This window comes from Salinispora mooreana, assembly GCF_000379065.1.
In the GTDB taxonomy this organism is placed as follows: Bacteria; Actinomycetota; Actinomycetes; order Mycobacteriales; family Micromonosporaceae; genus Micromonospora; species Micromonospora mooreana.
Genome location: NZ_KB900614.1, coordinates 2378170 through 2402992 on the forward strand (window position 1 = coordinate 2378170; position 24823 = coordinate 2402992).

General features: G+C 71.4%; 21 protein-coding genes and 3 pseudogenes. 13 read left to right on the forward strand and 11 right to left on the reverse strand.

What is annotated here, in order from left to right; all coding sequences use genetic code 11:
- Positions 1-15: 15 nt before the first annotated feature.
- Together SALPAC6_RS0111275 and dut are read right to left on the reverse strand one after the other, a co-directional pair.
- Positions 16-693 carry a DUF3710 domain-containing protein gene (locus SALPAC6_RS0111275; protein WP_033666363.1) on the reverse strand — a complete coding sequence of 226 codons (678 nt, stop codon included), beginning with the start codon at positions 691-693 and terminating at the stop codon, positions 16-18.
- Positions 694-766: 73 nt separating this feature from the next.
- Entirely contained in the window at positions 767-1285 is a 519-nt protein-coding gene (gene dut / locus SALPAC6_RS0111280; protein WP_018253522.1) for a dUTP diphosphatase, read from the reverse strand.
- A gap of 67 nt (positions 1286-1352) precedes the next feature.
- Between dut and SALPAC6_RS0111285 the strand changes: the two genes are divergently transcribed.
- Positions 1353-1946 carry a DUF3093 domain-containing protein gene (locus SALPAC6_RS0111285; RefSeq protein ID WP_018253523.1) on the forward strand — a complete coding sequence of 198 codons (594 nt, stop codon included), beginning with the start codon at positions 1353-1355 and terminating at the stop codon, positions 1944-1946.
- A gap of 64 nt (positions 1947-2010) precedes the next feature.
- On the opposite strand, the gene SALPAC6_RS25780 is transcribed toward SALPAC6_RS0111285, so the two are convergent.
- Together SALPAC6_RS25780 and SALPAC6_RS0111295 are read right to left on the reverse strand one after the other, a co-directional pair.
- The gene (locus SALPAC6_RS25780; protein WP_397538892.1) at positions 2011-2715 is read right to left on the reverse strand and encodes a hypothetical protein; all 705 of its coding nucleotides are present in this window, start codon (positions 2713-2715) and stop codon (positions 2011-2013) included.
- 281 nt (positions 2716-2996) lie between these two features.
- Positions 2997-3293 carry a DUF4193 domain-containing protein gene (locus SALPAC6_RS0111295; protein WP_018253525.1) on the reverse strand — a complete coding sequence of 99 codons (297 nt, stop codon included), beginning with the start codon at positions 3291-3293 and terminating at the stop codon, positions 2997-2999.
- 431 nt (positions 3294-3724) lie between these two features.
- Between SALPAC6_RS0111295 and SALPAC6_RS0111300 the strand changes: the two genes are divergently transcribed.
- Positions 3725-4234, forward strand: a complete 510-nt coding sequence (locus SALPAC6_RS0111300; RefSeq protein WP_018253526.1) for a LytR C-terminal domain-containing protein — start codon at positions 3725-3727, stop codon at positions 4232-4234.
- 41 nt (positions 4235-4275) lie between these two features.
- On the opposite strand, the gene SALPAC6_RS0111305 is transcribed toward SALPAC6_RS0111300, so the two are convergent.
- On the reverse strand, positions 4276-5085 hold the full coding sequence (locus SALPAC6_RS0111305; protein WP_018253527.1) for an inositol monophosphatase family protein: 810 nt from the start codon (positions 5083-5085) through the stop codon (positions 4276-4278).
- Positions 5086-5367: 282 nt separating this feature from the next.
- Here SALPAC6_RS0111305 and SALPAC6_RS0111310 point away from each other — a divergent pair, with 282 nt between their 5' ends.
- Together SALPAC6_RS0111310 and SALPAC6_RS0111315 are read left to right on the forward strand one after the other, a co-directional pair.
- Positions 5368-6987, forward strand: a complete 1620-nt coding sequence (locus SALPAC6_RS0111310) for an RNA polymerase sigma factor (RefSeq protein ID WP_018253528.1) — start codon at positions 5368-5370, stop codon at positions 6985-6987.
- A gap of 277 nt (positions 6988-7264) precedes the next feature.
- Entirely contained in the window at positions 7265-7495 is a 231-nt protein-coding gene (locus tag SALPAC6_RS0111315; RefSeq protein ID WP_018253529.1) for a DUF7455 domain-containing protein, read from the forward strand.
- A 125-nt stretch (positions 7496-7620) separates the two neighbouring features.
- Here the strand turns inward: SALPAC6_RS0111315 and SALPAC6_RS0111320 are convergent, their stop codons facing one another.
- Both SALPAC6_RS0111320 and SALPAC6_RS0111325 read right to left on the reverse strand, forming a co-directional pair.
- Entirely contained in the window at positions 7621-9345 is a 1725-nt protein-coding gene (locus SALPAC6_RS0111320) for a DEAD/DEAH box helicase (RefSeq protein ID WP_018253530.1), read from the reverse strand.
- 230 nt (positions 9346-9575) lie between these two features.
- Positions 9576-9800 (reverse strand): DUF3039 domain-containing protein, encoded by a 225-nt coding sequence (locus SALPAC6_RS0111325; RefSeq protein WP_018253531.1) that lies wholly within the window; start codon positions 9798-9800, stop codon positions 9576-9578.
- A gap of 32 nt (positions 9801-9832) precedes the next feature.
- Between SALPAC6_RS0111325 and SALPAC6_RS0111330 the strand changes: the two genes are divergently transcribed.
- Together SALPAC6_RS0111330 and SALPAC6_RS0111335 are read left to right on the forward strand one after the other, a co-directional pair.
- On the forward strand, positions 9833-10807 hold the full coding sequence (locus tag SALPAC6_RS0111330; protein WP_188115231.1) for a pseudouridine-5'-phosphate glycosidase: 975 nt from the start codon (positions 9833-9835) through the stop codon (positions 10805-10807).
- Positions 10804-11700, forward strand: a complete 897-nt coding sequence (locus tag SALPAC6_RS0111335; RefSeq protein WP_018253533.1) for a carbohydrate kinase family protein — start codon at positions 10804-10806, stop codon at positions 11698-11700. The genes SALPAC6_RS0111330 and SALPAC6_RS0111335 overlap by 4 nt, the downstream gene beginning before the upstream one ends.
- A 6-nt stretch (positions 11701-11706) precedes the next feature.
- Here SALPAC6_RS0111335 and SALPAC6_RS0111340 read toward each other — a convergent pair whose 3' ends face one another.
- Positions 11707-12069, reverse strand: a complete 363-nt coding sequence (locus tag SALPAC6_RS0111340; protein ID WP_020493573.1) for a DUF3099 domain-containing protein — start codon at positions 12067-12069, stop codon at positions 11707-11709.
- Positions 12070-12321: 252 nt separating this feature from the next.
- Here SALPAC6_RS0111340 and SALPAC6_RS29380 point away from each other — a divergent pair.
- From SALPAC6_RS29380 to sigB, 7 genes and pseudogenes are all read left to right on the forward strand, one after another.
- Positions 12322-12465 (forward strand): annotated as a pseudogene (locus SALPAC6_RS29380) (Scr1 family TA system antitoxin-like transcriptional regulator); the annotation flags it as partial.
- A 177-nt stretch (positions 12466-12642) separates the two neighbouring features.
- Entirely contained in the window at positions 12643-14127 is a 1485-nt protein-coding gene (locus SALPAC6_RS0111350; protein ID WP_018253536.1) for a DUF7782 domain-containing protein, read from the forward strand.
- Positions 14128-14146: 19 nt separating this feature from the next.
- Entirely contained in the window at positions 14147-14569 is a 423-nt protein-coding gene (gene dtd, locus SALPAC6_RS0111355; RefSeq protein WP_018253537.1) for a D-aminoacyl-tRNA deacylase, read from the forward strand.
- Positions 14570-14678: 109 nt separating this feature from the next.
- The gene (locus SALPAC6_RS0111360) at positions 14679-18371 is read left to right on the forward strand and encodes a S8 family serine peptidase (protein ID WP_018253538.1); all 3693 of its coding nucleotides are present in this window, start codon (positions 14679-14681) and stop codon (positions 18369-18371) included.
- Between the two features lie 118 nt (positions 18372-18489).
- Positions 18490-18612: pseudogene (locus tag SALPAC6_RS31205) on the forward strand (transcriptional regulator TrmB); the annotation flags it as partial.
- 4 nt (positions 18613-18616) lie between these two features.
- A pseudogene (locus tag SALPAC6_RS31210) lies at positions 18617-18721 on the forward strand (transcriptional regulator TrmB); the annotation flags it as partial.
- Positions 18722-18857: 136 nt separating this feature from the next.
- Entirely contained in the window at positions 18858-19856 is a 999-nt protein-coding gene (sigB, locus tag SALPAC6_RS0111370; RefSeq protein WP_033666361.1) for an RNA polymerase sigma factor SigB, read from the forward strand.
- 55 nt (positions 19857-19911) lie between these two features.
- Here the strand turns inward: sigB and SALPAC6_RS0111375 are convergent, their stop codons facing one another.
- The 3 genes from SALPAC6_RS0111375 to SALPAC6_RS0111385 all read right to left on the reverse strand — a co-directional run bounded on the left by SALPAC6_RS0111375 (position 19912) and on the right by SALPAC6_RS0111385 (position 24805).
- Entirely contained in the window at positions 19912-22581 is a 2670-nt protein-coding gene (locus tag SALPAC6_RS0111375; protein WP_080636157.1) for a bifunctional acetate--CoA ligase family protein/GNAT family N-acetyltransferase, read from the reverse strand.
- Between the two features lie 29 nt (positions 22582-22610).
- Positions 22611-23792 (reverse strand): acetoin utilization protein AcuC, encoded by a 1182-nt coding sequence (locus tag SALPAC6_RS0111380; protein ID WP_018253542.1) that lies wholly within the window; start codon positions 23790-23792, stop codon positions 22611-22613.
- A gap of 146 nt (positions 23793-23938) precedes the next feature.
- The gene (locus tag SALPAC6_RS0111385; RefSeq protein WP_018253543.1) at positions 23939-24805 is read right to left on the reverse strand and encodes a sulfurtransferase; all 867 of its coding nucleotides are present in this window, start codon (positions 24803-24805) and stop codon (positions 23939-23941) included.
- Positions 24806-24823: the final 18 nt, after the last annotated feature.

Below are 24823 nucleotides of genomic sequence, written 5' to 3' on the forward strand. Positions count from 1 at the left end.
ATTGGTGGAGCGCCGTCAGGCCGGCGGGTTCGGCTGCGGCTCAGCGGCGGAGCCGCCCGCGGCCGCCTGTTCGGCGGCCTCCCGGGGCAGGCGCAGGGGCAGCGGCTCCCGCACCGGCCGGGCCTCCTGCCCCCGGTCGACGACGAGGCCCTCCAGACAGACGGTCAGCGGACCGGCCGCATCCGGGTCGGTCGCCGCCCTGCCCTGGAATACGGCGCGGACCATCCAACGCGGCCCGTCGATGCCGACGAAGCGCAGGTCGGTACGGCCGTCCTGGGTAGGGACCTGGGCCCGTAGCTCGACACCGTACGCACCCGTGACCTCCTCGACGGTGGCGCCGTCGTTGGAGAGGGACTTCTGGATCTCCTCGCGCACCTCGTCCCAGATGCCCGCGCTACGCGGGGCGGCGAAGACCCCGAGCTGAAGCGCGTTCTGCTCGTGTACGAGCACCACCTGCTGGACAGCACCCTGCGGATCAGCCTGCACCCGCACCTCGACCCCGCCGACCGCGGGGATCTGCAGGCTCCCCAGGTCGAGCCGCTGCACCCCGGCCGGCGCCTCGGTCACGTCGTAGGGGCCGGGGGCCAGCGCCGCCGAATTCGTCGCTTCGTGCGCGTCCTGGGCCTCGGGCCGCTCGTCGCGCGGGCGCCGTTCCGCACCGGCCCGCTTTCGGGAGAAGATCACTGCGTACACCCTCCGCTGTTCACGCTCTTCACGCCCACCCTGTCACTTTTCCTCGCTACCGGCGATGCGCCCGCGCCGAGTATCACGACACCTCCGGCACCGGCTGCCGGCCGTCGGTCGCGGGGGCCGACCCCAGGCCGGCGTGACCGCCGGTGGAGCCGTGCCCGCCGGCACCCCGCTGGGACGCGGGCAGCTCCGCCGCCGGCTGGAACCGCGCCCGGGCCACCCGCTGCACGACCAGCTGGGCGATGCGGTCACCGCGAGCGATCCGAGCCACCGCCTCCCGATCATGGTTGATCAAGTTGACCAGGATCTCACCCCGGTAGCCGGCGTCGACCGTACCGGGCGCGTTGAGCACGGTCACGCCGAGCCGAGCCGCCAGACCCGAACGGGGGTGGACCAGGCCCACGTACCCCTCTGGCAGCGCGATGGCCACCCCGGTCGGCACCAGGGCCCGGCCACCGGGGGGCAGCTCCACATCCGCGGCGGCCACCAGGTCCGCCCCCGCGTCGCCGGGGTGGGCGTACGCAGGCAGCGGCAGCCCAGGGTCGAGCTGCCGCACGGGCACGGGTACGACATCGGTCACGGTTGCCTCTTCCATCCGGTTCCGGGGTGACCTGCCCATCCTGCCCGGTGCTCCCCGCGGCACGCGCCGTACCCTTCATCTCGTGCGCGTCTCCTCCTCCCCGGCTGCCCGCTACACCGAACGGCTGGATCTGCCGTGGTGGCTCTGGCTGGGCGGATTCGCCGCAACCGGGCTGCTCGCCGCCGAGATCTGGCTGGGCGCGTCGGGTGTCCGGGCGTGGCTACCGTTCGTGCTGCTGCTTCCAGCATGCCTGGCGAGCCTGCTCTGGCTGGGCCGGATCCGGGTGACGGTTGACGACGGCGAGCTGCGGGTGGATGACGCGCGGCTGCCGGCCCGATTCGTCGCCGATGTCATCCCGTTGGACGCCGCCGGGCGTCGTGAGGTGCTCGGCGTCGGCGCGGACCCACTGGCGTTCGTGATCCAACGGCCGTGGATCCCCGGCGCCGTGCAGGTGGTGCTCGACGATCCGGCTGACCCGACGCCGTTCTGGGTGGTGAGCACCCGGCAGCCGGTGACGTTGGCCGAGGCGCTCCTCGCCGCCCGGGATGCGTCCCGCACCGGTCGGAACGTGGCCGACACCGGTCAGGAGACGGCCGACACCGGTCAGGACGCGGCCGACACCGGTCAGGACGCGGCCGACACCGGTCAGGACGCGGCCGACACCGGTCGAGACTGAGTCGGCCCGGGCTCAACCGGCTGCCGGTGGCTCCCAGAACAGGGCCACGCCCGACCGCCCAGGCTCACGGCGGGTCGGAGGGTTCCCCAGCCCGACGTCGGAGATCAGCGCGGAGGAGATCGGCCATCCCGCGCGTGGCCCGTCGGTTGAGGTAGCTCGCGACAGCCGCGCCGGTGAGGAACGGGCCCAGCGTGGTGAGGTTGCGGCCGAAGCGTCGGACCAGCCGGTCCCGCAGCTCACGGCGGGCTGCGGCGCCCAGCACCGCGCTCACTCCAACACCCGGCTTCATCGGGCTGACTCCGCGCCGCCCGGACCAGGAGACGACAAGCGCCACCGCCCGCTGGGCGCCACCGGCGGGCAGCGGCACCCCGTACACCTCGTGCAGCTCGCCGACCAGCTTCAGTTCGATCGCCACCACCGCAACCGTCTCGGCGGCCAGCAGCACCGGCGCCGTGAGTAGGCTCGGGGGCACCGTCCACTCGACCGCGGCGACGCCACCACCGGCAGCGCCCACTCCGGCGCTCGCCCGGGCGGCGTCCCGGACGAGACGTTCGGCCAGCGCCTCACCGTCCAGGTCAGAGAAGTGCCGGCGGAGCGTGGCCCGGTCCCGGACGGGCACGTGCGGGGCGGTCTCGGCGATGGTGTCAACCATCCAGCCGAGCGCCGACCTCGGTCGGAACAGGTCGCCGAACCCGCGGGTCCGGGCCTGTCCGACCAGGCGACCGAGGAGCTGCCCCCGCCGGGCCGGCAGGACGTCGTCGGCGGTCAGCTCCGCGACGGTGGCACCGAGGCCGTCGGCGTCACCGACCGATTCGTCGACAGTGCGGTCCGGCCCGGCGCGGCCCGGTGCGGTCCGGCCCGGCGCGGCCCGGTGCGGTCCGGCCCGGCGCGGTCCCGCTCGGTCATGGCACCGAACCTTCCGCTGGACTGCGCCGGGCTGGCGGCCGATCGGGACGGGTGCAGCGCTGCCCCCCGGGCCGCCGCACGGCGACCGGGGTGCGCGGCGGCCCCAGTACAGAGCCGCCGCCGATGGTGACATTCGCGTCCCGGTCAGACGCACTCGCGACAGATGAGGTCGCCGCTGCGCTGGACCGCCAACTGGCTGCGGTGGTGCACCAGGAAGCAACGCCCACACCGGAACTCGTCCTGCTGCATCGGCAGCACCTTGACCGTCAGCTCCTCGTCGGCCAGGTCGGCGCCGGGCAGCTCGAAGCTCTCCGCCACCTCGGCCTCGTCCACATCCACGGCGCCCGACTGTGAGTCGACGCGCCGGGCCTTCAGCTCTTCCAGGCTGTCCTCGCCGAGGTCGACCTCGTCGCGACGCGGGGCGTCGTAGTCGGTGGCCATCGGTTCACTCTCCCATTTCGATGTTGTCGCTTCCGGTTGTAACGCCGGACGACGTTGTTTCGGTTCCGCTGGGCGGCCACCACTTGTGTCGTTCACCCGACCCGGCAGGAGTCGGGTCGACGCCGCCAGAGAACTCCCCAGCGAGCGCGGTACCTTACCTCCACTGCGGGCGTGGCATGTATACCGCCCTCGTGGAAGAGATGTACGTCTCCGCACGGGAAGTTGTTCCCAATGTGACTCAGGCGACATGAAGATAGGGGTAGTACTACCTCGTTCCCGGCCGGCACGCCGGCATGTCCGGCTGTTTCCACGCCGCCGCCGGACAACCGTTAACCTCAGCGGCGTACCCGACGGCCGTTCGGGCGCTTCGCCCGCCGCTGACGACCGTCGCCCTCCTCCGTCCCGGGAGCACCTTGATGAGTTTTGCGCGAGTGCGAGCACTCGTCGTCGTCGCCCTGTTGGCGATCCTGGCGTTGATCTTCACCGTTGTCGCCCTCGTCCGGGACACGCAGAGCGGTGCGGGGCTCGGTGCCGGCTGCGAGGAGGGCTGGCCGGAGGCGGATGTCACACTCCGTGAGCCGGCCGAGGTAAAGATCAAGGTGCTCAATGGGACCGACCAGGTGGGCCTCGCCAGCAAGGTCTCCGACGACTTCCGAAATCGGAAGTTCCAGATCGAGGAGACCGGCGACGGGGAGAAGAGCACCGACATCGCGGTCCTGCGGTATGGGCCGAAGGGCGTTGGTTCGGCGCACCTACTGCGGGCCTACTTCCTGAACAACGCCGCGATCGACTACGACCCGGAACGCGCCGACGCCACCGTGGACATCGTCCTGGGCAGCGCCTTCCAGCAACTCGCCACCACGACCGAGGTCAACCAGTCCCTCGGTGACCTCGGGGCACCGGTGGCACCGCCCGGCACCTGCCCGGTCCAGGAGGAGTGACCGAAACTCCCGGGCCGATCCGGAGCCGCCGGCAGCGGTTCTCAGGGGCCGCCGGCGGCGTCGAGGTCGGCCAGCCGGTCGTGCAACGGCGCGAAGAGCCCCGGGGGTGCAGCGATCACCAGATCCGGCCCGGCCGTCGCCCCGCCCAACCCACCGACCCGGAGTCCGGCCTCGGTGGCCACCAGTCCACCCGCGGCGAGGTCCCAGGCGGCGAGCCCCTTCTCGTAGTAGGCGTCCACCCGGCCCTCGGCGGCGAGGCAGAGATCGAGGGCCGCCGCGCCGAACCGACGGATGTCGCGGATGTGCGGGATCAGCTCGACCAGCACGCGGCCCTGGTGCTGGCGACGGCGCGGGTCGTAGCCGAAGCCGGTGGCCACCAGCGCCTGGCCCAGATCTGACTCGGTGGAGCAGCGCAGCCGTTGCCCGTCCCGCCAGGCGCCGTCACCGACGGCCGCGGTCCACTCCTCACCGGTGACGACGTTACGCACCACCCCGGCGACCACCACGCCATCCACCTCAGCGGCGAGCGAGACCGCGCTGTGCGGAACGCCGTACAGGTAGTTGACGGTGCCGTCGATGGGGTCAATGATCCATCGGACGGCGGCACCGGCTCCCGCCTCCCCGTACTCCTCGCCCAGCACGGCGTCTCCCGGCCGGAGCCGGTGCAGTGCATCGTGCACCTGCCGCTCCACCGCCCGGTCGGCTGCGGTCACCACGTCGGTTACCGTGCTCTTGGTCGCCGCCACCGAGACACCCTGACTGCGCATCCGGTACGCCGTCGCGGCTGCCTCCCGCGCCACCTCGATCGCGATCTTCAGCAGTTCCCGCGGCTCCGGTACCGAGCGGACCATTCTCGTCCCCTTCCCGCACGACCGGGGTGGTCGCGACCATATGCGGGTATCATCCTTTCAAAGTCCACATCCGCGCCAAATCGGCGGTCCAACCGGCGGTCCGGCGTGCGCCGCCGGATGATCGCCGTGGACAGCGTTACAATTCACCCTGCCCACGCGCCACGGACCGCCGACAACCGGCTGGCCCGCGACACGGGGGGCTCAATGACTCGCCCGGCACCGCGCTCCGCCCCACGCCGGACGACCCTGCCGTGCTCGCTCTTCGCCACCGGAAGGTCATTCGTGACAGAACCCCGCCAGACCGGCGCCGACGTTCGCTCGCTCACCGACACCTTGATCGCACATGCGCAGAGCGCCGGCGGTCAGCTCACGTCGGCACAGCTCGCGCGCACTGTCGAGGCAGCCGAGGTGACTCCGGCCCAGGCCAAGAAGATCCTCCGGGCGCTCTCGGAGGCGGGGGTGACCGTCGTGGTTGACGGTTCGGCCAGCACCGCCCCACGCCGCCGGGTGGCCGCCGCCCGGTCGACCACCCCAGCATCCCGGGCCACCACCGCCAAGACCACCAAGAAGACCACCACGCCCGCCGCCAAGGCGACACCGACCGGGGCCGAGGCACCGGCCCCAGCGCCGCGGAAGGCCACCGCCCGCAAGGCGACGGGCGCTGCCGCCGACGGCACCAAGGCCACGCCGGCGAAGAGGGCCACCCGGGTCACCAAGGCGACCGTGGCGGCAGCGACCGGCCCGGCGAAGGCCACGCCGAAGACCGCGAAGGCCACGAAGGCCACAAAGAGCGGGGCTGCGGGCGAGGTCGACGCGGAGGAGTTGGCCGCCGAGATCGAGGATGTGGTGGTTGACGAGCCGGCGGAGCTGACGCGGGCCGCCGAGACCGACGCGGCGAACTCCGCCAGCGACAACGACTTCGAGTGGGACGACGAGGAGTCCGAGGCCCTCAAGCAGGCCCGCCGGGACGCGGAGCTGACCGCCTCCGCCGACTCCGTCCGGGCATACCTGAAGCAGATCGGGAAGGTCCCGCTCCTCAACGCCGAGCAGGAGGTCGAGCTCGCCAAGCGGATCGAGGCCGGCCTCTACGCCACCGAGCAGCTGCGCGTGGCGGAGGAGAGTGACGAGAAGTTCACCCGCGACATGCAGCGCGACATGATGTGGATCTCGCGGGACGGGGAGCGGGCAAAGAACCACCTCCTGGAGGCGAACCTCCGCCTGGTGGTGTCGCTCGCCAAGCGCTACACCGGCCGTGGGATGGCCTTCCTCGACCTGATCCAGGAAGGCAACCTCGGCCTGATCCGCGCAGTCGAGAAGTTCGACTACACCAAGGGCTACAAGTTCTCCACCTACGCCACCTGGTGGATCCGCCAGGCCATCACCCGCGCCATGGCCGACCAGGCCCGCACCATCCGCATCCCGGTACACATGGTCGAGGTGATCAACAAGCTCGGCCGGATCCAGCGCGAGCTGCTCCAGGACCTGGGCCGCGAGCCCACTCCGGAGGAGCTCGCAAAAGAGATGGATATCACACCTGAGAAGGTGTTGGAGATCCAGCAGTACGCCCGGGAGCCGATCTCGCTCGACCAGACCATCGGAGACGAGGGCGACAGCCAGCTCGGTGACTTCATTGAGGACTCCGAGGCCGTGGTCGCGGTTGACGCGGTGTCGTTCTCACTCCTCCAGGATCAGCTCCAGCAGGTGCTGCAGACGCTCTCCGAGCGCGAGGCCGGCGTGGTCCGCCTCCGGTTCGGGTTGACCGATGGTCAGCCGCGCACGCTGGACGAAATCGGCCAGGTTTACGGGGTGACCCGAGAGCGCATCCGACAGATCGAGTCCAAGACGATGTCCAAACTGCGCCACCCGTCCCGATCCCAGGTTCTCCGGGATTACCTGGACTAAGGGGGCATGGGGACCGAACCCGTGCCGGACCTCACGGCAGATGTCAACCAAGCGTGTCAGTTTGAGCACTCTCCGCGCAACCCCATCCGTTGGTCGGATGGTTGCCTGACTGTGATCGTTGACGTGGCACCCTTGGTGCAGGGACGCTGTCGGAGTCAGGTGTGACCTCGGTCCCCCGCGGGCACACAGGGAACGCGCACCCTGATCAGGGTGTTGCACGATAGGTGAGCAACGACCGAAGAGAGTGTTCATCGGTGACGACCAGAGGAGGAAGGCGATGACCCCGACCCTCACGCCGCCGCCCGAGACGGTGAGCCCCCCGGCCGCCGATGAACGGTGCGACCGCTGCAATGCTGCCGGCAAGCTCCGCATTACCCTTGCTGGCGGCGGGGAACTGGTATTTTGCGGGCATCACGCGAACAAGTACGCGGAAGATCTCGTAAAGATCACCGTGCGGTACGCGGCGGACCCAGAGTTCAGCTGGCGTGGCGCCGATCTGATGAACTGAGGATCCGCACCAGGACAAGACGAAGCCGGCCGGGCGCCCATGTGGGCGCCCGGCCGGCTTCGTCTTGTCCTGCACTCTTGTCCGGTCTGGCTTGTTCTGCCTCCGTAGACCAAGTGCGGATCGAGTCAGAGGGTCTGCACCGTCGCGATCCGCTCCTCCAGCTGCTCAATCGTCGCCTGGGCGCTGGGCGGACCACCGCAGCGACGGCGAAGCTCCGCATGGATCTTGCCGTGCGGCTGGCCGGTGTGGTGATGCCGGGCAGCCACCAGTGCGTTCAGCTGTCGGCGCAGCGCCACCCGGCGCTGCGCCGCGCTCATCGGCGCCGGTGGGGCGACAGCCGCCGGCTCAGCCGGCTGTGCGGTGCTGCGGCGTCGCGACGCGGCGAGCTGCTCTGCCTGCCGTTTGGAGAGCAGCATGGCCACCTGATCGGCGGTGAGGAGACCGGGCAGACCGAGGTACTCCTCCTCCTCCGGCGTACCGGCCTGCGCGGCGGTGCCGAAGGATGCGCCGTCGAAGATCACCTGATCCAACTCGGCGGTCGCGGAGAGCGCGGCAAACCGCTTCTCCAGTTCACCGCTGGCCTGGTCGTCCCGCTGGGCGCGCTCCAGCAGGTCGTCGTCGAAGCCCTCCTGCTCCTTCGGCTTGCCCAGCACGTGATCCCGCTCGGCTTCCATCTCGCTGGCGAGGCCGAGCAGGTGCGGGACGCTGGGCAGGAAGACCGACGCCGTCTCCCCCGGCCGGCGGGCCCGGACAAACCGCCCGATGGCCTGGGCGAAGTAGAGCGGGGTGCTGGCGCTGGTGGCGTAGACGCCGACGGCGAGCCGCGGGATGTCCACCCCTTCGGAGACCATCCGGACCGCCACCAGCCAACGCTGCTCAGTCGTCGCGAACGTCGCGATCCGGTCCGAGGCCCCCGCGTCGTCGGAGAGCACCACGGCGGCCTTCTCCCCGGTCACCTGCTCGATGAGCTTCGCGTACGACCGGGCGGCCTGCTGGTCGCTGGCGATCACCAGCCCAGCGGCGTCAGGCATCCCGGCGTTGCGCAGCACGGTCAGCCGCGCGTCCGCCGCCCGCAGCACCTGCGGCATCCAGTCGCCGGCCGGATCGAGCGCGGTCCGCCACGCCTGCGCGATCAGGTCCTGGGTCATCGGCTCCCCGAGCCGGGCGGCCAGCTCCTCACCGGCGTTCGTCCGCCACCGGGTCTCCCCCGAGTAGGCCAGGAAGAGCACCGGGCGTACCACGCCGTCGTGCAGCGCATCGGCGTAGCCGTAGACGGAGTCGGCGCGGGAACGCAGGAGGCCGTCCCCGACCCGCTCGTAGCTGACGAACGGAATCGGGTTGTCGTCGGAACGAAACGGGGTGCCGGTGAGCATGAGCCGGCGCTCCGCGCCTTCGAAGGCCGCTTGCACCCCGTCCCCCCAGGTCCGGGAGTCGCCGGCGTGGTGGATCTCGTCGAGGATGACCAGGGTGCGCCGGGTCAGGGTGCGCCGCCGGTGCACCTGCGGCGCCATCCCCACCTGGGCGTAGGTGACCACCGCCCCGTGGAAGTCGGCCGACGAGTGCAGATCCGCGTTCCGGAACGCGGCGTCGAGCTGGATGCCGACCCGGGCGGCAGCCTGCGCCCACTGGGTCTTGAGGTGCTCGGTCGGGGCGACCACGGTGATCGCCTCGATGCTGCCATCGGCGAGCAACTCGGCGGCGACCCTCAGCGCAAACGTGGTTTTGCCGGCACCCGGCGTGGCCACCGCGGTGAAGTCCGGCTCCCGACGACGTAGGTACTCCACCAGCGCCCGGCGCTGCCAGGCGCGCAGGGCTGGGAACGTCTCGAGCGTTGGCGTCCGGGCTGCCACGCGAAGCTCCTCTCACCGCCGGCGGGACGGCCCCGACCGAGGATCGCGGGTTACGAACGCACGCCCCTGAGCCGTACCGGCATCGGCGCCGCCGCCGCCCATGAAAACGCCCCCGCGCGCAGTGCCGCGAGGGCCGGCCCAGCATAACCAGCGAGCGCCGTACGCCCCACTCGACGCCACGGTCGGCGCAGGGGGGACGGAGCGGTGGGCACCGCCACAGTTCGCGCGACTCACTCGCGCATTGAGTCGTAGATCTCCTTGCACTTGGGGCAGACCGGGGAGCCCGGTTTGGCCGACTTGGTGACCGGGAACGTCTCGCCACAGAGCGCCACGACGTAGGTGCCCATCACGGCACTCTCGGCGATCTTCTCTTTGCGCACGTAGTGGAACATCTCGGGGCCGGTGTCGGCGTCCTTCACCTCGGGACGCTCGAGAACCTGTGTGCTCACTTCCATACCTCCACCCGCCAAGTTTGGCAGGTCACCCTCTGCCCGGTCTACTTCGAGCCCGACTGACCGACGCCGTACGGTGGGACACTGTGACCGCCTTTCATCTCCGGCACGGTGCCGAAGTCGCCGACGCGCTCCGCATCGGCCGTCCCGTGGTAGCGCTCGAGAGCACCATCGTCTCGCACGGCCTGCCCCGGCCGGACAACCTTCGGGTTGCCTGCGAGATCGAACAAACCGTCCGGGACGCCGGCGCGGTACCGGCCACCATCGGCATGATCGCCGGACAGCTCGTGGTCGGTCTCGACGACGCGGAGCTGACCCGACTAGCCACCGTTGACGACGTGGCCAAGCTCTCCGTACGTGATCTCGCCGTGGCCGCCGCGATCGGCGCGGACGGCGCCACGACCGTGGCCGCCACCAGCGCGGTGGCCGCGGCGGCGGGGATCCGGGTATTCGCCACCGGCGGTCTTGGCGGCGTGCACCGGGAGGCGGCCCAGAGCTTCGACGAGTCCGCCGACCTGACGACCCTGGCTCGTACGCCGATCGCCGTGGTCTGCGCCGGAGTGAAGTCGATTCTCGACTCGGGCGCCACGCTGGAACGCCTGGAGACGCTCGGAGTCGGGGTGGTCGGCTACCGCACCCGCCGCTTCCCCGGCTTCTACCTGACCGACGGCGGGTTCGACCTGGACTGGTCGGTCGACTCGCCGGAGCAGGTGGCGGCGGCGCTCGCCGCCCAGGAACAGCATGGGCTGCACTCCGGCGGCCTGGTCGTGGCCAATCCGCTGCCGACCGACGAGCAGCTCGACCCGGCGTTGCACGATCGCACCCTGGCCGAAGGGCTGGCGCTGTTGCGGCGCGCGGGGGTCACCGGCAAGGCGGTTACCCCGTTCCTGCTGGCTCACTTCCACTCCGCGACCGAGGGGGCCAGCCTCGCGGTGAACATCCGGATCATCCTGCGCAACGCCGACCTCGCCGCGCGAATCGCGGTCGCGTCGGCTGCCCGGCAGGCATGACGCCACCCCGGGTGGTCGTCGTCGGCGACCTGATCACCGACGTGGTGGCGGTGCTGGGCGGGCCGCTGATGACCGGGTCGGACACGCCGGCCGAAATCCGGTTCACCGGGGGTGGCCAGGCGGCGAACACCGCGGCCTGGCTGGGCGCGTTGGGCATGCCGGTGACGCTGGTCGGAGCGGTGGGCGACGACGGTCCCGGCCGGGACCGGGTCGCCGAGTTGGAGCGCGGCGGGGTCGACTGTGCGGTCACCCAGGTGTCCGAGGTCCCCACCGGAACGGTCCTGGTGCTGGCCACCAGCGACGAACGCACAATGGTCACCGAGCGGGGAGCGAACCTGTGGCTCCCGCCGGCGGCGGTGGACGCCGCTCTCGACGCCGCGCCGGACGCCGGCCATCTGCACCTGTCCGGTTACACCCTGCTGGATGCCGGATCCCGGCCGGCCGGGCTACGCGCACTGGCCGCCGCCCGTGAGCGGGGGCTGTCGGTCAGCGTGGACGCGGCCAGCGCGGCGCCGCTGCAACGGGTCGGCGCGACGGCCTTCCTGAGCTGGGTACGCGGCATCGACCTGCTCCTGGTCAACGCCGCGGAGGCTCGAGTGCTGGCGGGCGGGCTGGACCCGGCGGCGCAGGGGCGGGTGCTCTCCGCCTCGGCCCGGCGGGTGGTGGTCAAACGGGGAGCGGCCGGCGCGGTCTGGGTGGACCGGGACGCCATGATCGCGGTAACCCCGACCCGCCGGATGGCGGTGGTCGATCCCACCGGGGCCGGCGACGCGTTCGCCGCCGGCCTGCTCTCCACCTGGCTGACCGGGGCGGCCCCGGAGGCGGTGCTGCAGCGGGCCGGGGACCTGGGCGCGTCGGCGGTCGGCCGGGTGGGGGCCCGACCACCGGCCTGACGCCGGTCACTGCTCGGCGTCGATGACCTTGCGTGGCTGCTCCTCGGCGGTGAGGCTCGTCGGTGTCGGGTCCGCCAAGGACCGGGACCGCGGCCGGAACCGGCCACCGCGGCGGTGTTTCTCCTTCGGTGGCCGGTCGTTGGCCAGCAGCACGGCCAGCCACGGGATCAGGATCATGCCCAGGCCGGCCAGGGGCAGCCAGAGCCAGAGCATGGGGGCCTCTGCGCCGACCAGGATCGCACCGACGATCAGACACGCGACCCGGACGCCCATCATCAGCACGTACCGCTTCTGGCGGCTGGTGAGCTGATCGTCCTGGCTGCGCGGGGCGTCGGTGATCAGGATCGGCTGGTACGCCGGACGCTTCACCACGGACCTCCTCGGGGATCCCCCTCATCCTGTCACCTCGCCCTCCGGCGCTGCGACGGTCGCCCGATTCGTGCGCGCGAGGTCCTACTCCCCAGGCTGCCCGACGGGTCGCCGGTAGGGGCCCCAGGCCACAGACCGGTCGCAAACTCGGCTTTCCACAGCAGCCGGGCCTCCGCGCAGGGCCACGGCTGGCCACCCGCCCGGCACGCCCACATCGGCCGCAGCGGCGTGTGCGGCGGCCGGTTCCCGGCTGTGGCCTGCGCCGAGTCGCCGCAGGTGCAGCTACACGTCGTCCCGCTCGACGCCCCCAGCTACCCGGGGCTGGACGGGCCCTTCACCATCGCCGACATGCCGGACGGGTCCCGGGTGGCCCACGTGGACAGCCCCGGCCTCGCCGTGGGCCGGGGCAGCCCCACCGCGCTGTGAGCTGGGGCAGCCCAGCCCGATCGCGGGGCAGCGGCCGCAGCAACTGCGCAGCAGGCGGGCTCCACCCCGACGCTCCCGGTTGACACCTGCGGCCGAAGTCCGGCGGGTGCCGCCCACGGCGATGTCGACGGCGGGCAGGATAGCGACGTGGACCCAGATGACATGCTCTTCTCCCCCGCCGGCGTGGCGGCGCTGCGCAACGCCCTGACCCGCGCGAACTTCACCTCGAACGGGATCGCGGGCCGGCTGGGGTCGCAGGCGACCGGCGGCATGGCCCGCAACGACTTCCGTGCCGCGCTGCGCGCCACCGAGGACCGCGATCCCCTCGCCACCCTGATCCGGCTCTTCGTCTGCGAACAGACCGAGCCGTACGAGGCGGTCGCCACCGCGCTCGCGCCGCTGCCGATCAAGGAGGCGCTCGCCGGTGGCCTGGTCGAGCGGCACGGCAACGGCCTGCGGATGGGCCTCGACCTGGAGCCGTACGGGGACGACTGGTGGGTACTCGCCGACGCGCCCGCCAGCACCCACCCCGGCCGAGCGTTGCAGGCCGAGCATGTGCTCGGCATCGGCGGCGCCACCCAGACCCTGATCGGGGCGACCGTCCGGCAGCCGGTCGAGACCGCGCTCGACCTGGGCACCGGCTCCGGCGTCCAGGCCCTGCACCTCGCCACCCACGCCCGGCGGGTCACCGCCACCGACCTCTCCGAGCGGGCATTGCGCTTCGCCGCGACCACCGCCGCCCTGAACGGGCAGGACTGGGAGCTACTCCGCGGCGACCTGACCGCCCCGGTCGCCGGGCGCCGCTTCGATCTGGTGGTCAGCAACCCGCCGTTCGTCGTCGGGCCGGGCACCACCACGCACGTCTATCGCGACTCCGGGCGGGTGGGCGACGCGATCGGCGCCGAGCTGGCTGCCGCCGCCCCGAGCCTGCTCACCGAGGGCGGCACCATGCAGTACCTCGCGAACTGGGTGCACGTCACCGGTGAGGACTGGGCCGAGCGGGTCTCCGGCTGGTTCGCCGGCACTGGGCTGGACGCCTGGGTGATCCAGCGCGAGGTCGCCAACCCGATGGCGTACGTCAACCTGTGGCTCTCCGATGTCGGTGAGACAGCCAGTCCGGAGCGGATGGCCGAGTGGCTGGACTGGTTCGACGCGCACAAGGTCGAGGCGATCGGCTTCGGCATCGTCTCGCTGCGCCGCTCCGGCCACGACGACCCCGTCGTCCGGGTGGAGGAGCTGCGCCAGCTGGTCGAGGCGCCGCTCGGCGACCGCGTCACCGAGTGGTTCGACCGCCAGGAGTGGCTCCGGGTCCGCGACACCGACGGGTTACTCGCGGCACGGTACCGGGCCGCCGGCGACCTCCAGCTACGGCAGGAGGCCTCCATGAGCGACGAGGGGTGGTCGGTCCACCGGCAGTTGCTCGCCATGCCGCGCGGCCTACGCTGGACCGAGGAGATCGATCCGATCGTCCTGGCCCTGGTCGGCGGGGCGGACGGGCGGTTGCCGCTGCGCGATCAGCTCGCCCTACTCGCCACCGCGCACGATGTGGCACCGGGCGAGCTGGCGGAGGCAGCCGGGCCCATCGTGGCCCATCTGGTGGAGCGCGGTTTCGTCGAGCCGGTGGTGGAGTGACGCGGCCGGTGGTGGACTGATGCGGGCGGTGGTGCAGACGGTCGGCCGAGCCCGGGTCGCGGTTGACGACGTGGTGGTGGGGGCGATCAACGACGGCCTGCTGGTGCTGCTCGGGGTGACCCACTCCGACACGACGCAGACCGCCCGGACCCTCGCTCGCAAGGTGCACGAGCTGCGGATCCTCGACGGGGAACGGTCGGCAGCCGACCTCGGTGCCCCGATCCTGGTGGTCAGCCAGTTCACCCTCTACGGGGACGCGCGCAAGGGCCGCCGCCCGAGTTGGACCGCCGCCGCGCCAGCAGAGGTGGCCGAGCCCCTGATCACCACGGTCGTCGAGGAGCTTCGCGCCCGTGGGGCCAAGGTGGAGACCGGCCGCTTCCGGGCCCAGATGCGGGTGGAGAGCGTGAACGTTGGCCCACGCACCATCCTGCTCGACCTCTGATCGCGGCGACGACCGACCGGCACCGGGGCCGCCACAGATCACCTCGTTCGAGTAGCTGAACACTCACAGAGTGTTTACCTTTCCGGGCGCGATAGGTAGAACTATGCCTATGTCTTCCCATCCAAGCCCCTTCGCCGCTGGCGGGTCACGGCGGCGGCTGATCGCCGCCGTCGTGGCAGCCGGGATGATCGCGGCCTCCACCGCCGCGATCGATCCGGCCGCCGCGACCGCCGGGCCACCCCCGACAACCGCCCCCCTCGCCGCTCCGGAGACGCATACCGTCACTCTGGTCACCGGCGACGTCGTCACCCTCCGGACCCTCGCCGACGGCAAGACCATCACCGAGGTCGACCAACCCGACGACGCCACCGGCGGCTTCAGCATCCAACAACACGGCGACGACCTGTTCGTCCTGCCCGACGAAGCCCTCCCCCTCCTCGCCAACGACCAACTCGACCAGCGACTGTTCAACGTCACCGACCTGATCGAGATGGACTACGACGACGCCCACACCACCGACATACCGCTGATCGCCACCTATCCTCCGGAAGCAGCAGCACGCACCACCACCACCGCACTCCACGGCACAACCCTCACCCACGACCTACCCGCCATCAACGGCCACGCCCTCACCACCGACAAAGAAGACACCCGCACCCTCTGGACCACCCTCACCGCCGGCTCCGGTCAGACCCGCGCCAGCGGCGTTCCCAAACTCTGGCTCGACGGCCAGGTGACCACCACCCTCGCCGACAGCGTCCCCCAGGTCGGCGCCCCCGAGGCGTGGGACGCGGGCTACGACGGCGACGGCGTCACCGTCGCCGTCCTCGACACCGGCATCGATCCCACCCACCCCGACCTCACCGACCAGATCCAGGACGCGGTCAGCTTCGTCCCCGACGAGGACACCACCGACCCACGGGGGCACGGCACCCACGTTGCCTCGATCATCGCCGGCACCGGAGCGGCCTCCGACGGCGACAACACCGGCGTCGCACCCGGAGCCGACCTACTCATCGGCAAAGTCCTCAACAACTACGGCAACGGCTACGACTCCTGGATCATCGCCGGCATGCAGTGGGCCGCCGAATCCGGCGCCGACGTGGTCAACATGAGCCTCGGCAACGCGACACGCACCGATGTCCTCGACCCGATGACCCTCGCGGTGGATGCCCTCTCCGCGCAGCACGACACCCTCTTCGTCATCGCGGCCGGCAACAACGGAATGACCATCGGCACACCCGGCAACGCCGAAAGCGCCCTCACCGTCGGCGCCGTCGACAAACAGGACCAACTCGCCTGGTTCTCCAGCGTCGGACCACTGGCCGGCACCGGAGGACTCAAGCCCGATCTCACCGCCCCCGGCGTCGCCGTCAACGCCGCCCGCTCCCAACAGAGCACCGGCGACGGCATGTACACATTCAAGACCGGCACCTCCATGGCGGCCCCACACGTGGCCGGAGCGGCGGCCATCCTCGCCCAGCAAAACCCCGACTGGACCGGCCAGCAGCTCAAAGACGCCCTGATGAGCAGTGCCGAGACGCTGAGCGACAGCTACACCGCGTTCCAGGTCGGCACCGGCCGACTGGATGTGGCAGCGGCCGTGGACAGCACCGTACGCGCCGCCGGATCGGCGTTCATCGGCTACTTCGAATGGCCACACCAGCCCACCGACACCCCCGTGACCGAGCCGGTCACCTTCACCAACAGCGGCACCACCCCGGTCACCCTCGACCTGACCACCACCGGCAGTGACGCGTTCACCCTCAACGACTCCAAGGTGACCGTGCCAGCGGGCGGCCAGGTGGATGTCCCGGTGACCGCCGACCCGGGTGGAATCGCCATCGGCTCCCACACCGGCTACCTCGTCGGCACCGACCCCACCACCGGTGTGACCATCACCCGCACCGCCCTCGGCCTCCTCAAGGAAGAGGAGCGCTACGGCCTGACCATCAAAGTCCGCGACCGCAACGGCGACCCCACGCAGGCATACGTCAGGGTGCGGGAGGACGACGACTGGTGGTCCCGATATGTCGAGGTCAATGGCGAGCGGACGCTACGCCTCACGCCGGGGACCTACATGGTGGAGACGAAGGCGGAGATTCCGGGCGAACGAGCGGACTCCCTCGGCCTCGCCCTGCTGGCCGCCCCGGAAACCGTGCTCGACAAACCGGCCGAGGTGACCCTGGACGCCAGCCAGGCCCGACTCCTCGACACCACCACACCCCAACGTACCCAAGACCGACAGCGCCTACTCCAGTACATCATCGACACAGGTACCGGTGCCGCCCCTGACTACTACGTACACGTCATCGCACCGGAATACGATGACGTGTACGTCCTACCGACCGAGAAGAGCACCGAGAACTCTTTCGCCATGGCAGCGAAGTGGCGCAAGGATGAGCCGGTCCTGAGCCTGCGTGCCCTCGGCCTGCTCCCCATCGACGCCGTGGTCCAACCCGGCAGCACCATCACCACCGGCAAACAGTGGCTGAGCCCCGTCTACGCCGGCACCGGCGCACCCGAGGACTACACCGACCTTGACGTCGAGGGCAGAGTCGCCGTGGTGACCCGCAGCGACGAGGTCAGCGCACCCGACCGGGCCGCCGCCGCGGCAGCCGCCGGAGCCGAGCTACTCCTGGTCGCCAACGACAACCCCGGAATCCTCTACGAAGATGTCGGCGAATCACCTATCCCGGTGGCCAGCGTCCACCGCGACATCGGAGACCTGCTGGCCACACTCGCCGAACACGGCATACCGCCACTGAAGGTCACCCAGAAGAAGTACGCCGACACCATCTACGACCTGGCCCAGATCTGGCGGGAACAGGTGCCGGACCAGCCCCTCACCTACCACCCCAGCCATAGCGACCTGGCCCGAATCGACGCCCGATACCACGCAGTCCAGGACACCGAAGGTTCCGGCTACCGCGCCGACGCGGCTCTCGGCCTCCCAATCGGACTCCCAGAGCCGGAGTGGTATCCCAGCACCCGCACCGAGTGGGTCACCCCGGACATCCCCTGGATCGAGACCCGCCTACAGCGTGAGCTTACCGCCGTGGCGGACCCGCACACCTACACAAAGGGCACGACCAACAGAGTCGACTGGTTCGCACCCGCCATTCGACCGGCCTTCAACCAGTCAGCCTGGACCCAGAACAGTCGGCACCAGGACTCCATGACTCTCAACCCGGCCGCCTGGAGCCCGTCGGGCACCACCCTCGAGTACCGCGGGATGATGGGGCCACCCCCGCAAGAGCACATCAAGCTGTATCAGGGCGACACCCTGCTGCACGAAGACCAGAATTATTCCCACCTAGTCGACAGGGAGGTGCCGGCCGGCACGCTGCCGTACCGGCTGGTGTTGGACGCGTCGCGCTCGGCCGACGAGTGGCGACTGTCGACCCGAACCCACACCGAGTGGGACTTCATCTCCAGCACCAATGATGCTGACCCGTCCGACCCCGTCCCGCTCACGCTGCTGCAACTCGACTACGAGTTGGAGACCGACCTGCGGGGCGACGTCGAGGCCGGCACCCGCCAGGAAATCAGCATCACCCCCAGGCCACAGCCCGGCGGCTCCGGCACCGGCACCATCACCTCCGTGGAGCTTGAGGTCTCCTACGACGACGGCACCACCTGGAAACCCGTCACCCTCACCCAGGGCGACGGCGACCGCCACACCGGAACCCTGAAGCTGCCGAAGCAGTCCGACGGCTTCATCTCGCTCCGCGCCGCCGCCGACACCGACACCGGCTTCGCCATCCGACAGGAACTCATCCGCGCCTACGGCCTGCGATGACCTAACCGGCGGGGTCCCCGGATCGACAACGCTCCGGGGGCCCCGCCGGGGCCCCCGGCCAGCGCGGACGACCGTTCCAGGTGCATCTGGGTGGCTCATGCCCGCCACTGCCGCAGCGGAGTCGCTACCGATCACGCTGATCATCGCTGATGTCACGCTGGCGCTGGTCCCGTTGACGGACACCACCGAGGGCGAGACCGGTGCAGTGCTGCTACCTCGCAACGGACTACTGGCCGCGATGGAAGTCGCTGCGCACCCTGCAACGGCGGCTGCGCCACCTGATGGACCTCGCCGGGGCGGCGTCCCGGATGCGGCTCGGTGGGTACGCCGCCCGAGCAGGCTGGGTGTGACCACGAGCACCCCGACTCCGGTACCGCTGAGGATCGCGCCTCACTCCCGTTTCACGCCCGACGCACCAAGCTGAATGTCAACCGGCGGAACCGCGCCGGTTCACGGCACAGACGTGGATACGGGGAGAGACGAAAGATGGCTCTACAGATGATGGATCACGGGATGCGCCCCACGAGCGGCGCCGACACCCTCACCGATCTGGACGCCACTGACGAGCGCGGTGTCTCCACCGATCTGGTCCGGGCCTACCTCCAGGCCATCGGCCGGACGAAGCTGCTGACCGCCGCCCAGGAGGTCGAACTGTCCCGCCGGATCGAGGCCGGGCTCTTCGCCGCGACCAAGTTAGCCACCTGCACACCGGTCTCCGTCGCGCTCCGTGCCGACCTGGAGCTCGTCGCCGCCGAGGGTCGCGCCGCCAAGGACCACCTGCTGGAGGCCAACCTCCGCCTGGTCGTCAGCATCGCCAAGCGCTACACCGGCCGTGGGATGGCCTTCCTCGACCTGATCCAGGAAGGCAACCTCGGCCTGATCCGCGCAGTCGAGAAGTTCGACTACACCAAGGGCTACAAGTTCTCCACCTACGCCACCTGGTGGATCCGCCAGGCCATCACCCGCGCCATGGCCGACCAGGCCCGCACCATCCGCATCCCGGTACACATGGTCGAGCAGGTCAACCGCATGGTGCGGACCCGACGCGAGCTGTCGGTCACGCTGGGCCGAGAGCCCACCGTCGCCGAGGTGGCGCGGACGCTGGACATCCCGGAAATCCAGGTGATCGAGCTGATCTCCTACGACCGGGAGCCGGTGAGCCTGGACCAGACCTTCGGCGAAGACGGCGCGAGCCCGCTCGGCGACTTCGTCGCCGCGGTGGACTCGACCGCCGGGACCGAGGACACCGCCAGCAGTGGCACGTTGCGCCAGGAGATGCGGGGGGTGCTCGCCACCCTCTCCCAGCGGGAGCAGGCGGTAATCCGGCTCCGGTTCGGGCTGGACGACGGGCGGCAGCGCACCCTGGACGAGGTCGGTCGGGAATTCGGCCTCTCCCGAGAGCGGATCCGCCAGATCGAGAAGGGAACACTGCACAAGCTGCGCGCCCCGGAGCGGGCACAGCGCCTGGAGGCGTACGCCTGCTGACCGGCGCGACCAGTTCCGGAACCGTCCGCTCAAGGCCAAGCCGCACGGACTCGCGTCACAGGCGACGGGGGCCGGTGTCGGGGCGGACGGTAGCGGAGCCGAGCCGTACGGTGGCGTGCAGCACCGACACGCCGTCCGGCCGGGCCAGCACCGGGTTCAGCGTCAGGGTGCGGGCCCGAGGCTGCTCGTCGGCGAGCCGTCCGACCCGGAGCAGCAACTCGGCCAGGGCCTTCCGGTCCACCGGCGCCGCCCCACGATGACCGCGCAGCAGTGGGGCCGCGCGGGGCTCGTCCACCAACTCGGCGGCGTCCCGGTCGGTCAGTGGCACCGCCCGCCAGGCCCGGTCGCCGAGCAGCTCGGTGGCGACACCCCCCACGCCGAAGCCCACCACCGGCCCGAACGCCGGATCCTCCACGAGCTCCACCACACAGGCCACTCCGGCCGGGACCATCGGCTGGACCAGGACATCCGCGCCAAACTCCGCCGCCATCGTGACGTACGCGCGTCGTACTCGCGCCTTGTCGGGGAGGTCGAGGCGGACGGCACCCAGGTCCAGCCGGTGCCGCAGACCGGGGGCGGCGGCCTTTATCGCCACCGGGTACCCCAGCTTTCGCGCCGCCGCGACGGCCTCCTGCTCCGACGCCACCAGCACCGACTCCACCACGTTGATCCCGTACGCGGCGAGCAGCCCAACCGGGTCGAACGTCTCCGGCCGCAGCGCTGCCTGGGCCGCGTCCCCGTCTACGTCAGCCAGTTCCGGGTGCGTGCCGGTGGGGCGACGCAGCCATCCGGCGTACGCGGTCACCTGCCCCAGGGCACGCACCGCCTCCTCTACGCTCGAGTACGCGGGCACCCCGGAGGGGGCGCGTCCGGCCAGGAACGTCGTCACGGTGGGCTTGCCGCCGGCAAGCACCGCGGGCAGCGCCGAGGTGAGGTCGGTCTCGGCGTCGGGCAGCTGGCCCGGCAGCGGCGGGGCGAAGACCGCCACCAGGGCGTCCACCCCGTCGTCGGCCACGGCGGCGCCGAGAGCGGTGGCGAAGTCGGCCGCCCCGGCGTCTGGCCCGACGTCGCGGGGATAACCGTCGGCGACGGTGAGCCCCACCGCGGTGGCGGCGGAGGCGGCCAACCCGGTCAACGCCCAGGAGTTACCGACGATCCCCACCCGGTCGCCAGCGGGCAGCGGCTGGTTGGCCAGCAGCACGCCGACATCGAGCAGTTCGGCGACGGTGTCCACCCGAATCACCCCGGACTGGGCGAAGAGAGCGCTGATCGCGGCGTCGTCCGGACCCGTCGCATCGGGGCCGACCGCACCGGGACCCGCTGCACCCACACCGGCCACGACCTCAGCTACACCCGCCGACGCGCCAGGACCGGATGCGTGAGCCGACGGCGCCAGCGCGACGATCGGCTTCTCCCGCCCGATGCCGCGGGCCAGTCGGGCGAACTTGCGGGGATTGCCGAAGGTTTCCAGGTACAGCAGGATCACATCGGTGTTCGGGTCGTCCTGCCAGTACTGCAACAGGTCGTTACCGGAGACGTCGGCCCGGTTCCCGGCCGACACGAAGCTGGACAGCCCAAGTCCCCGCCGCTCCATCTCGGCCAGCAGCGCCACCCCGAACGCACCGGACTGGCTGAACAGACCAACCCGACCGGGGACCGGCAACCGCGGGGCCAGCGTGGCGTTCAGGCGTACCTCGGTGCTGGTGTTCGCCATCCCCAGGCAGTTCGGGCCGATGATCCGCATACCCGCCGCGTGCGCCGCCCGAACCAGCCGGCGCTGGGCGACCGCGCCGTCAGCACCGGCCTCGGCGAAACCCGCGCTGATCACCACCAGGCCGTGCGCTCCCGCGGCGGCCGCATCGGCGACGACCGTCTCCATCGCCGCCGGCGGCACCGCCACCACCGCCAGGTCGATCGGCAGGCCCGCCGCGACGGCCGACGGGTACGCGGGCAGCCCGGCCACCATTCGCGCGCTCGGATGCACCGGCACCACCGCACCGGTGAACCCGTAGTCGCGCAGGTGCCCGAGGACCGCCGCCCCGACCCCCTGCCCGGTGGCGCTGGCCCCGTAGTAGGCGACCCCCCGGGGCGCGAGCAGCCGGGCGACCGACCGGGCCTCGGTGCGATGCTCGCGGCCCCGCTGCACCTCAAGGGTCGCCTCGGTCGGCGCGATCGGGAAGCTCAGGTGCACGACACCATCGGCGAACTGACGCCGCACCTGATAGCCAAAGTCGGCGAAGACCCGGAGCATCGCGTTGTTTGCCGGCAGCACCTCCGCCACGAAGGTCGGGATGCCGACCCGCCGGGCCGCGTCGGCGAGATGTTCCAGCAGCACCGATCCGATGCCCCGGCCCTGGTATGCGTCCTCGACCACGAAGGCGACCTCGGCTTCGGTGGCGGCTGGACCCAGCCGCTCGTACCGGCCAACCGCGACGATCTGGTCGCTGGCCAGCACGACGAACGCCTCCCGGTCGTGGTGGTCAACGTTGACGAACCGCCGCAGGTCGCGCTTTGGAATCCGGGGGTACGGCGAGAAGTAGCGCAGGTAGCGGGTGCGCTCGGAGAAACGCGAGTGCATGGCGACGATGCCCGGTGCGTCCGCTGGCCGGATCGGCCGCAGTTGGACCGTGGCGCCGTCGCTGAGCAGCACGTCCACTGGCTGTTGACCTGTCACACGAGCGTCCTTCCTCCCGGCCGCGTTCGGTCCGGTGGCGTCGAAGGTCAGCGCGACCGCTGGGTGACTCGACACGGGCCCTAGTCGCGCGGGTCGTACGGGTCGAGCCCGAGCAGCGGGAACACCGCCTTGCGGGCGGCCACGATGGCCCGGTCCACCGAGTTCGGCTCCCCGGAGGGCTGCCACGACTCGTACGACGGGTTGACCTCGTCGGTCATCCGCAACGGCACCTCCTGCCCCGGACGGCGGATCTGGGCGAGCTCGCGCCAGGCGGGCGGAGAGAGCGTGGCCGGCGCGAGCGGTTCACCGGTGGCCACCGCGAGCAGGTGGGTCCAGGCCCGGGGCACGACCTCGACCAGCGCGTATCCCCCGCCGCCGGTGGCGACCCAGCGGCCCTCGCAGAGCTCGTCGGCGAGCGCCCGTAGAGCGATGTAGGTGGCCCGCTGACCGTCAACCGACAGGCGCAGGTCAGCCAGGGGGTCGAGCCGGTGCGCGTCCGCGCCACACTGGGTGACCAGGATCTCCGGCGCGAACGCGCGCAGCACCGACGGCACGATGGCGTGGAACGCCCGCTGCCAGCCGGCGTCCTCGGCCCCGGGTGGCAGCGGCACGTTGACCGCGGTTCCCTGGGCCTGTGCACCGCCGGTCTCGTCGGGAAACCCGGTGCCCGGAAAGAGCGCGAGTGGAGTCTCGTGCAGGCTAACCGTGAGCACCCGCGGGTCATCCCAGAAGACCTGTTGCACTCCGTCGCCGTGGTGCACGTCCACATCGACATAGGCGACCCGACGCGCCCCCAGGTCGAGCAGGCGGGCGATGCCCACGGCGGGATCGTTGTAGACGCAGAAGCCGGCGGCCCGGTCGGGCATCGCATGATGCAGACCGCCCGCCACGTTGACCGCCCGACGTGCCATGCCCTGCCAGACCGCCTCGGCTGCCGCGACGGTGGCCCCGGTGACCAACGCGCTGGCCTCGTGCATCTTCGGAAATACCGGATTGTCCGGGGTGCCCAGCCCGAACCCGGTGAAGAACGGATCCTGCGGGGCAGCTCGCACGGCTTCCAGGTAGGCCGGATCGTGCACCCGGGTCAGCAGCTCGTCGTCGGCGGGCTTCGGCTCGACCAGCCGCACCCCGGGACGCCCGAGCACACCCAGCTCACGGGCGAGCGCGACGGTCAGCTCGACCCGTACCGGGTCGAGAGGGTGGTCGCCGAAGTCGTAGGAGAGCAGTCTCTCGTCCCACACCACCACTGTGTCGTCCGACATGGGGCCTATCGTCGCACGAGGACTCCGCCGGCCCGTCACACGCGCTGCCCACGCCGCCGGTGTCGGCGCGGCGTGGGCAGCGGTAGCCGGAGACATGAGTGGCCACCCGAGGGCGTGGCACCGCCCGGTGACGTGGAGGCCGCGGGTCAGGCCGACGTGGCCCCGGGTTCCTGCACCGTCGCGACGGGGCGGGACGGGTCGGCGACCCAGTTGCTCCAGGACCCGACGTAGAGGGCGACATCCGGACGACCGGCCAGGTGCAGGGCGAGAACGGCCTGGGCGGCGGTCACGCCGGAACCACAGTAGACTCCGACCGGCTCGGCGGCGGCCACCCCGGCGCCGGCGAACCGCTCCCGCAGCACATCGGCCCCGGGGAAGCGGCCCTCGGTCACATACGCCGCAGCCGGCAGGTTGACCGCACCCGGCACATGCCCGGCAACCGGATCGACCGGCTCGTTCTCCCCCCGGTAGCGCGGTGCGGCGCGAACGTCAACCAGGGTCCCCGCCTCGGCTGCGGCCAGCTGGGCGGCCTCGGCCGCGACCAGCACCGGCAGGGCGCCGGGGTGCACCTCGATGTCGCCCGGGCGCGGGGTGGGCGCCTCGGTGGAGGTGGGCAGCCCCGCCGCCATCCAGGCGGGGTGGCCGCCGTGCAGCAGGCGTACCGGCCGGTGACCGGCCCAGCGCAGCGTCCACCAGGCGCGGGCGGCGGACATGCCGTCCCCACCGTCGTAGACCACGACCGGGTGCCCGGCCCGCACACCGGCGGCCCGCAGCGCGGCCTGGAGGGCGGCGGGGTCGGGCAGCGGATGCCGGCCGGCGGCACCGGGCGGACCGCAGAGTTGGGTGTCCAGGTCAACGAAGACCGCCCCGGGCAGGTGCCCGGCGGCGTAGTCGTCGCGCCCGGGTGGGCCGGTCAGGCGCCAGCGGACGTCGAGCAGGGTCGGCGGGGCGTCACCGTGCATCTCGGCGGCGAGCTGGTCGGCCTCGACCAGCAGCTTTTCGGTACCGGACATGACACCCAGTCAACACTA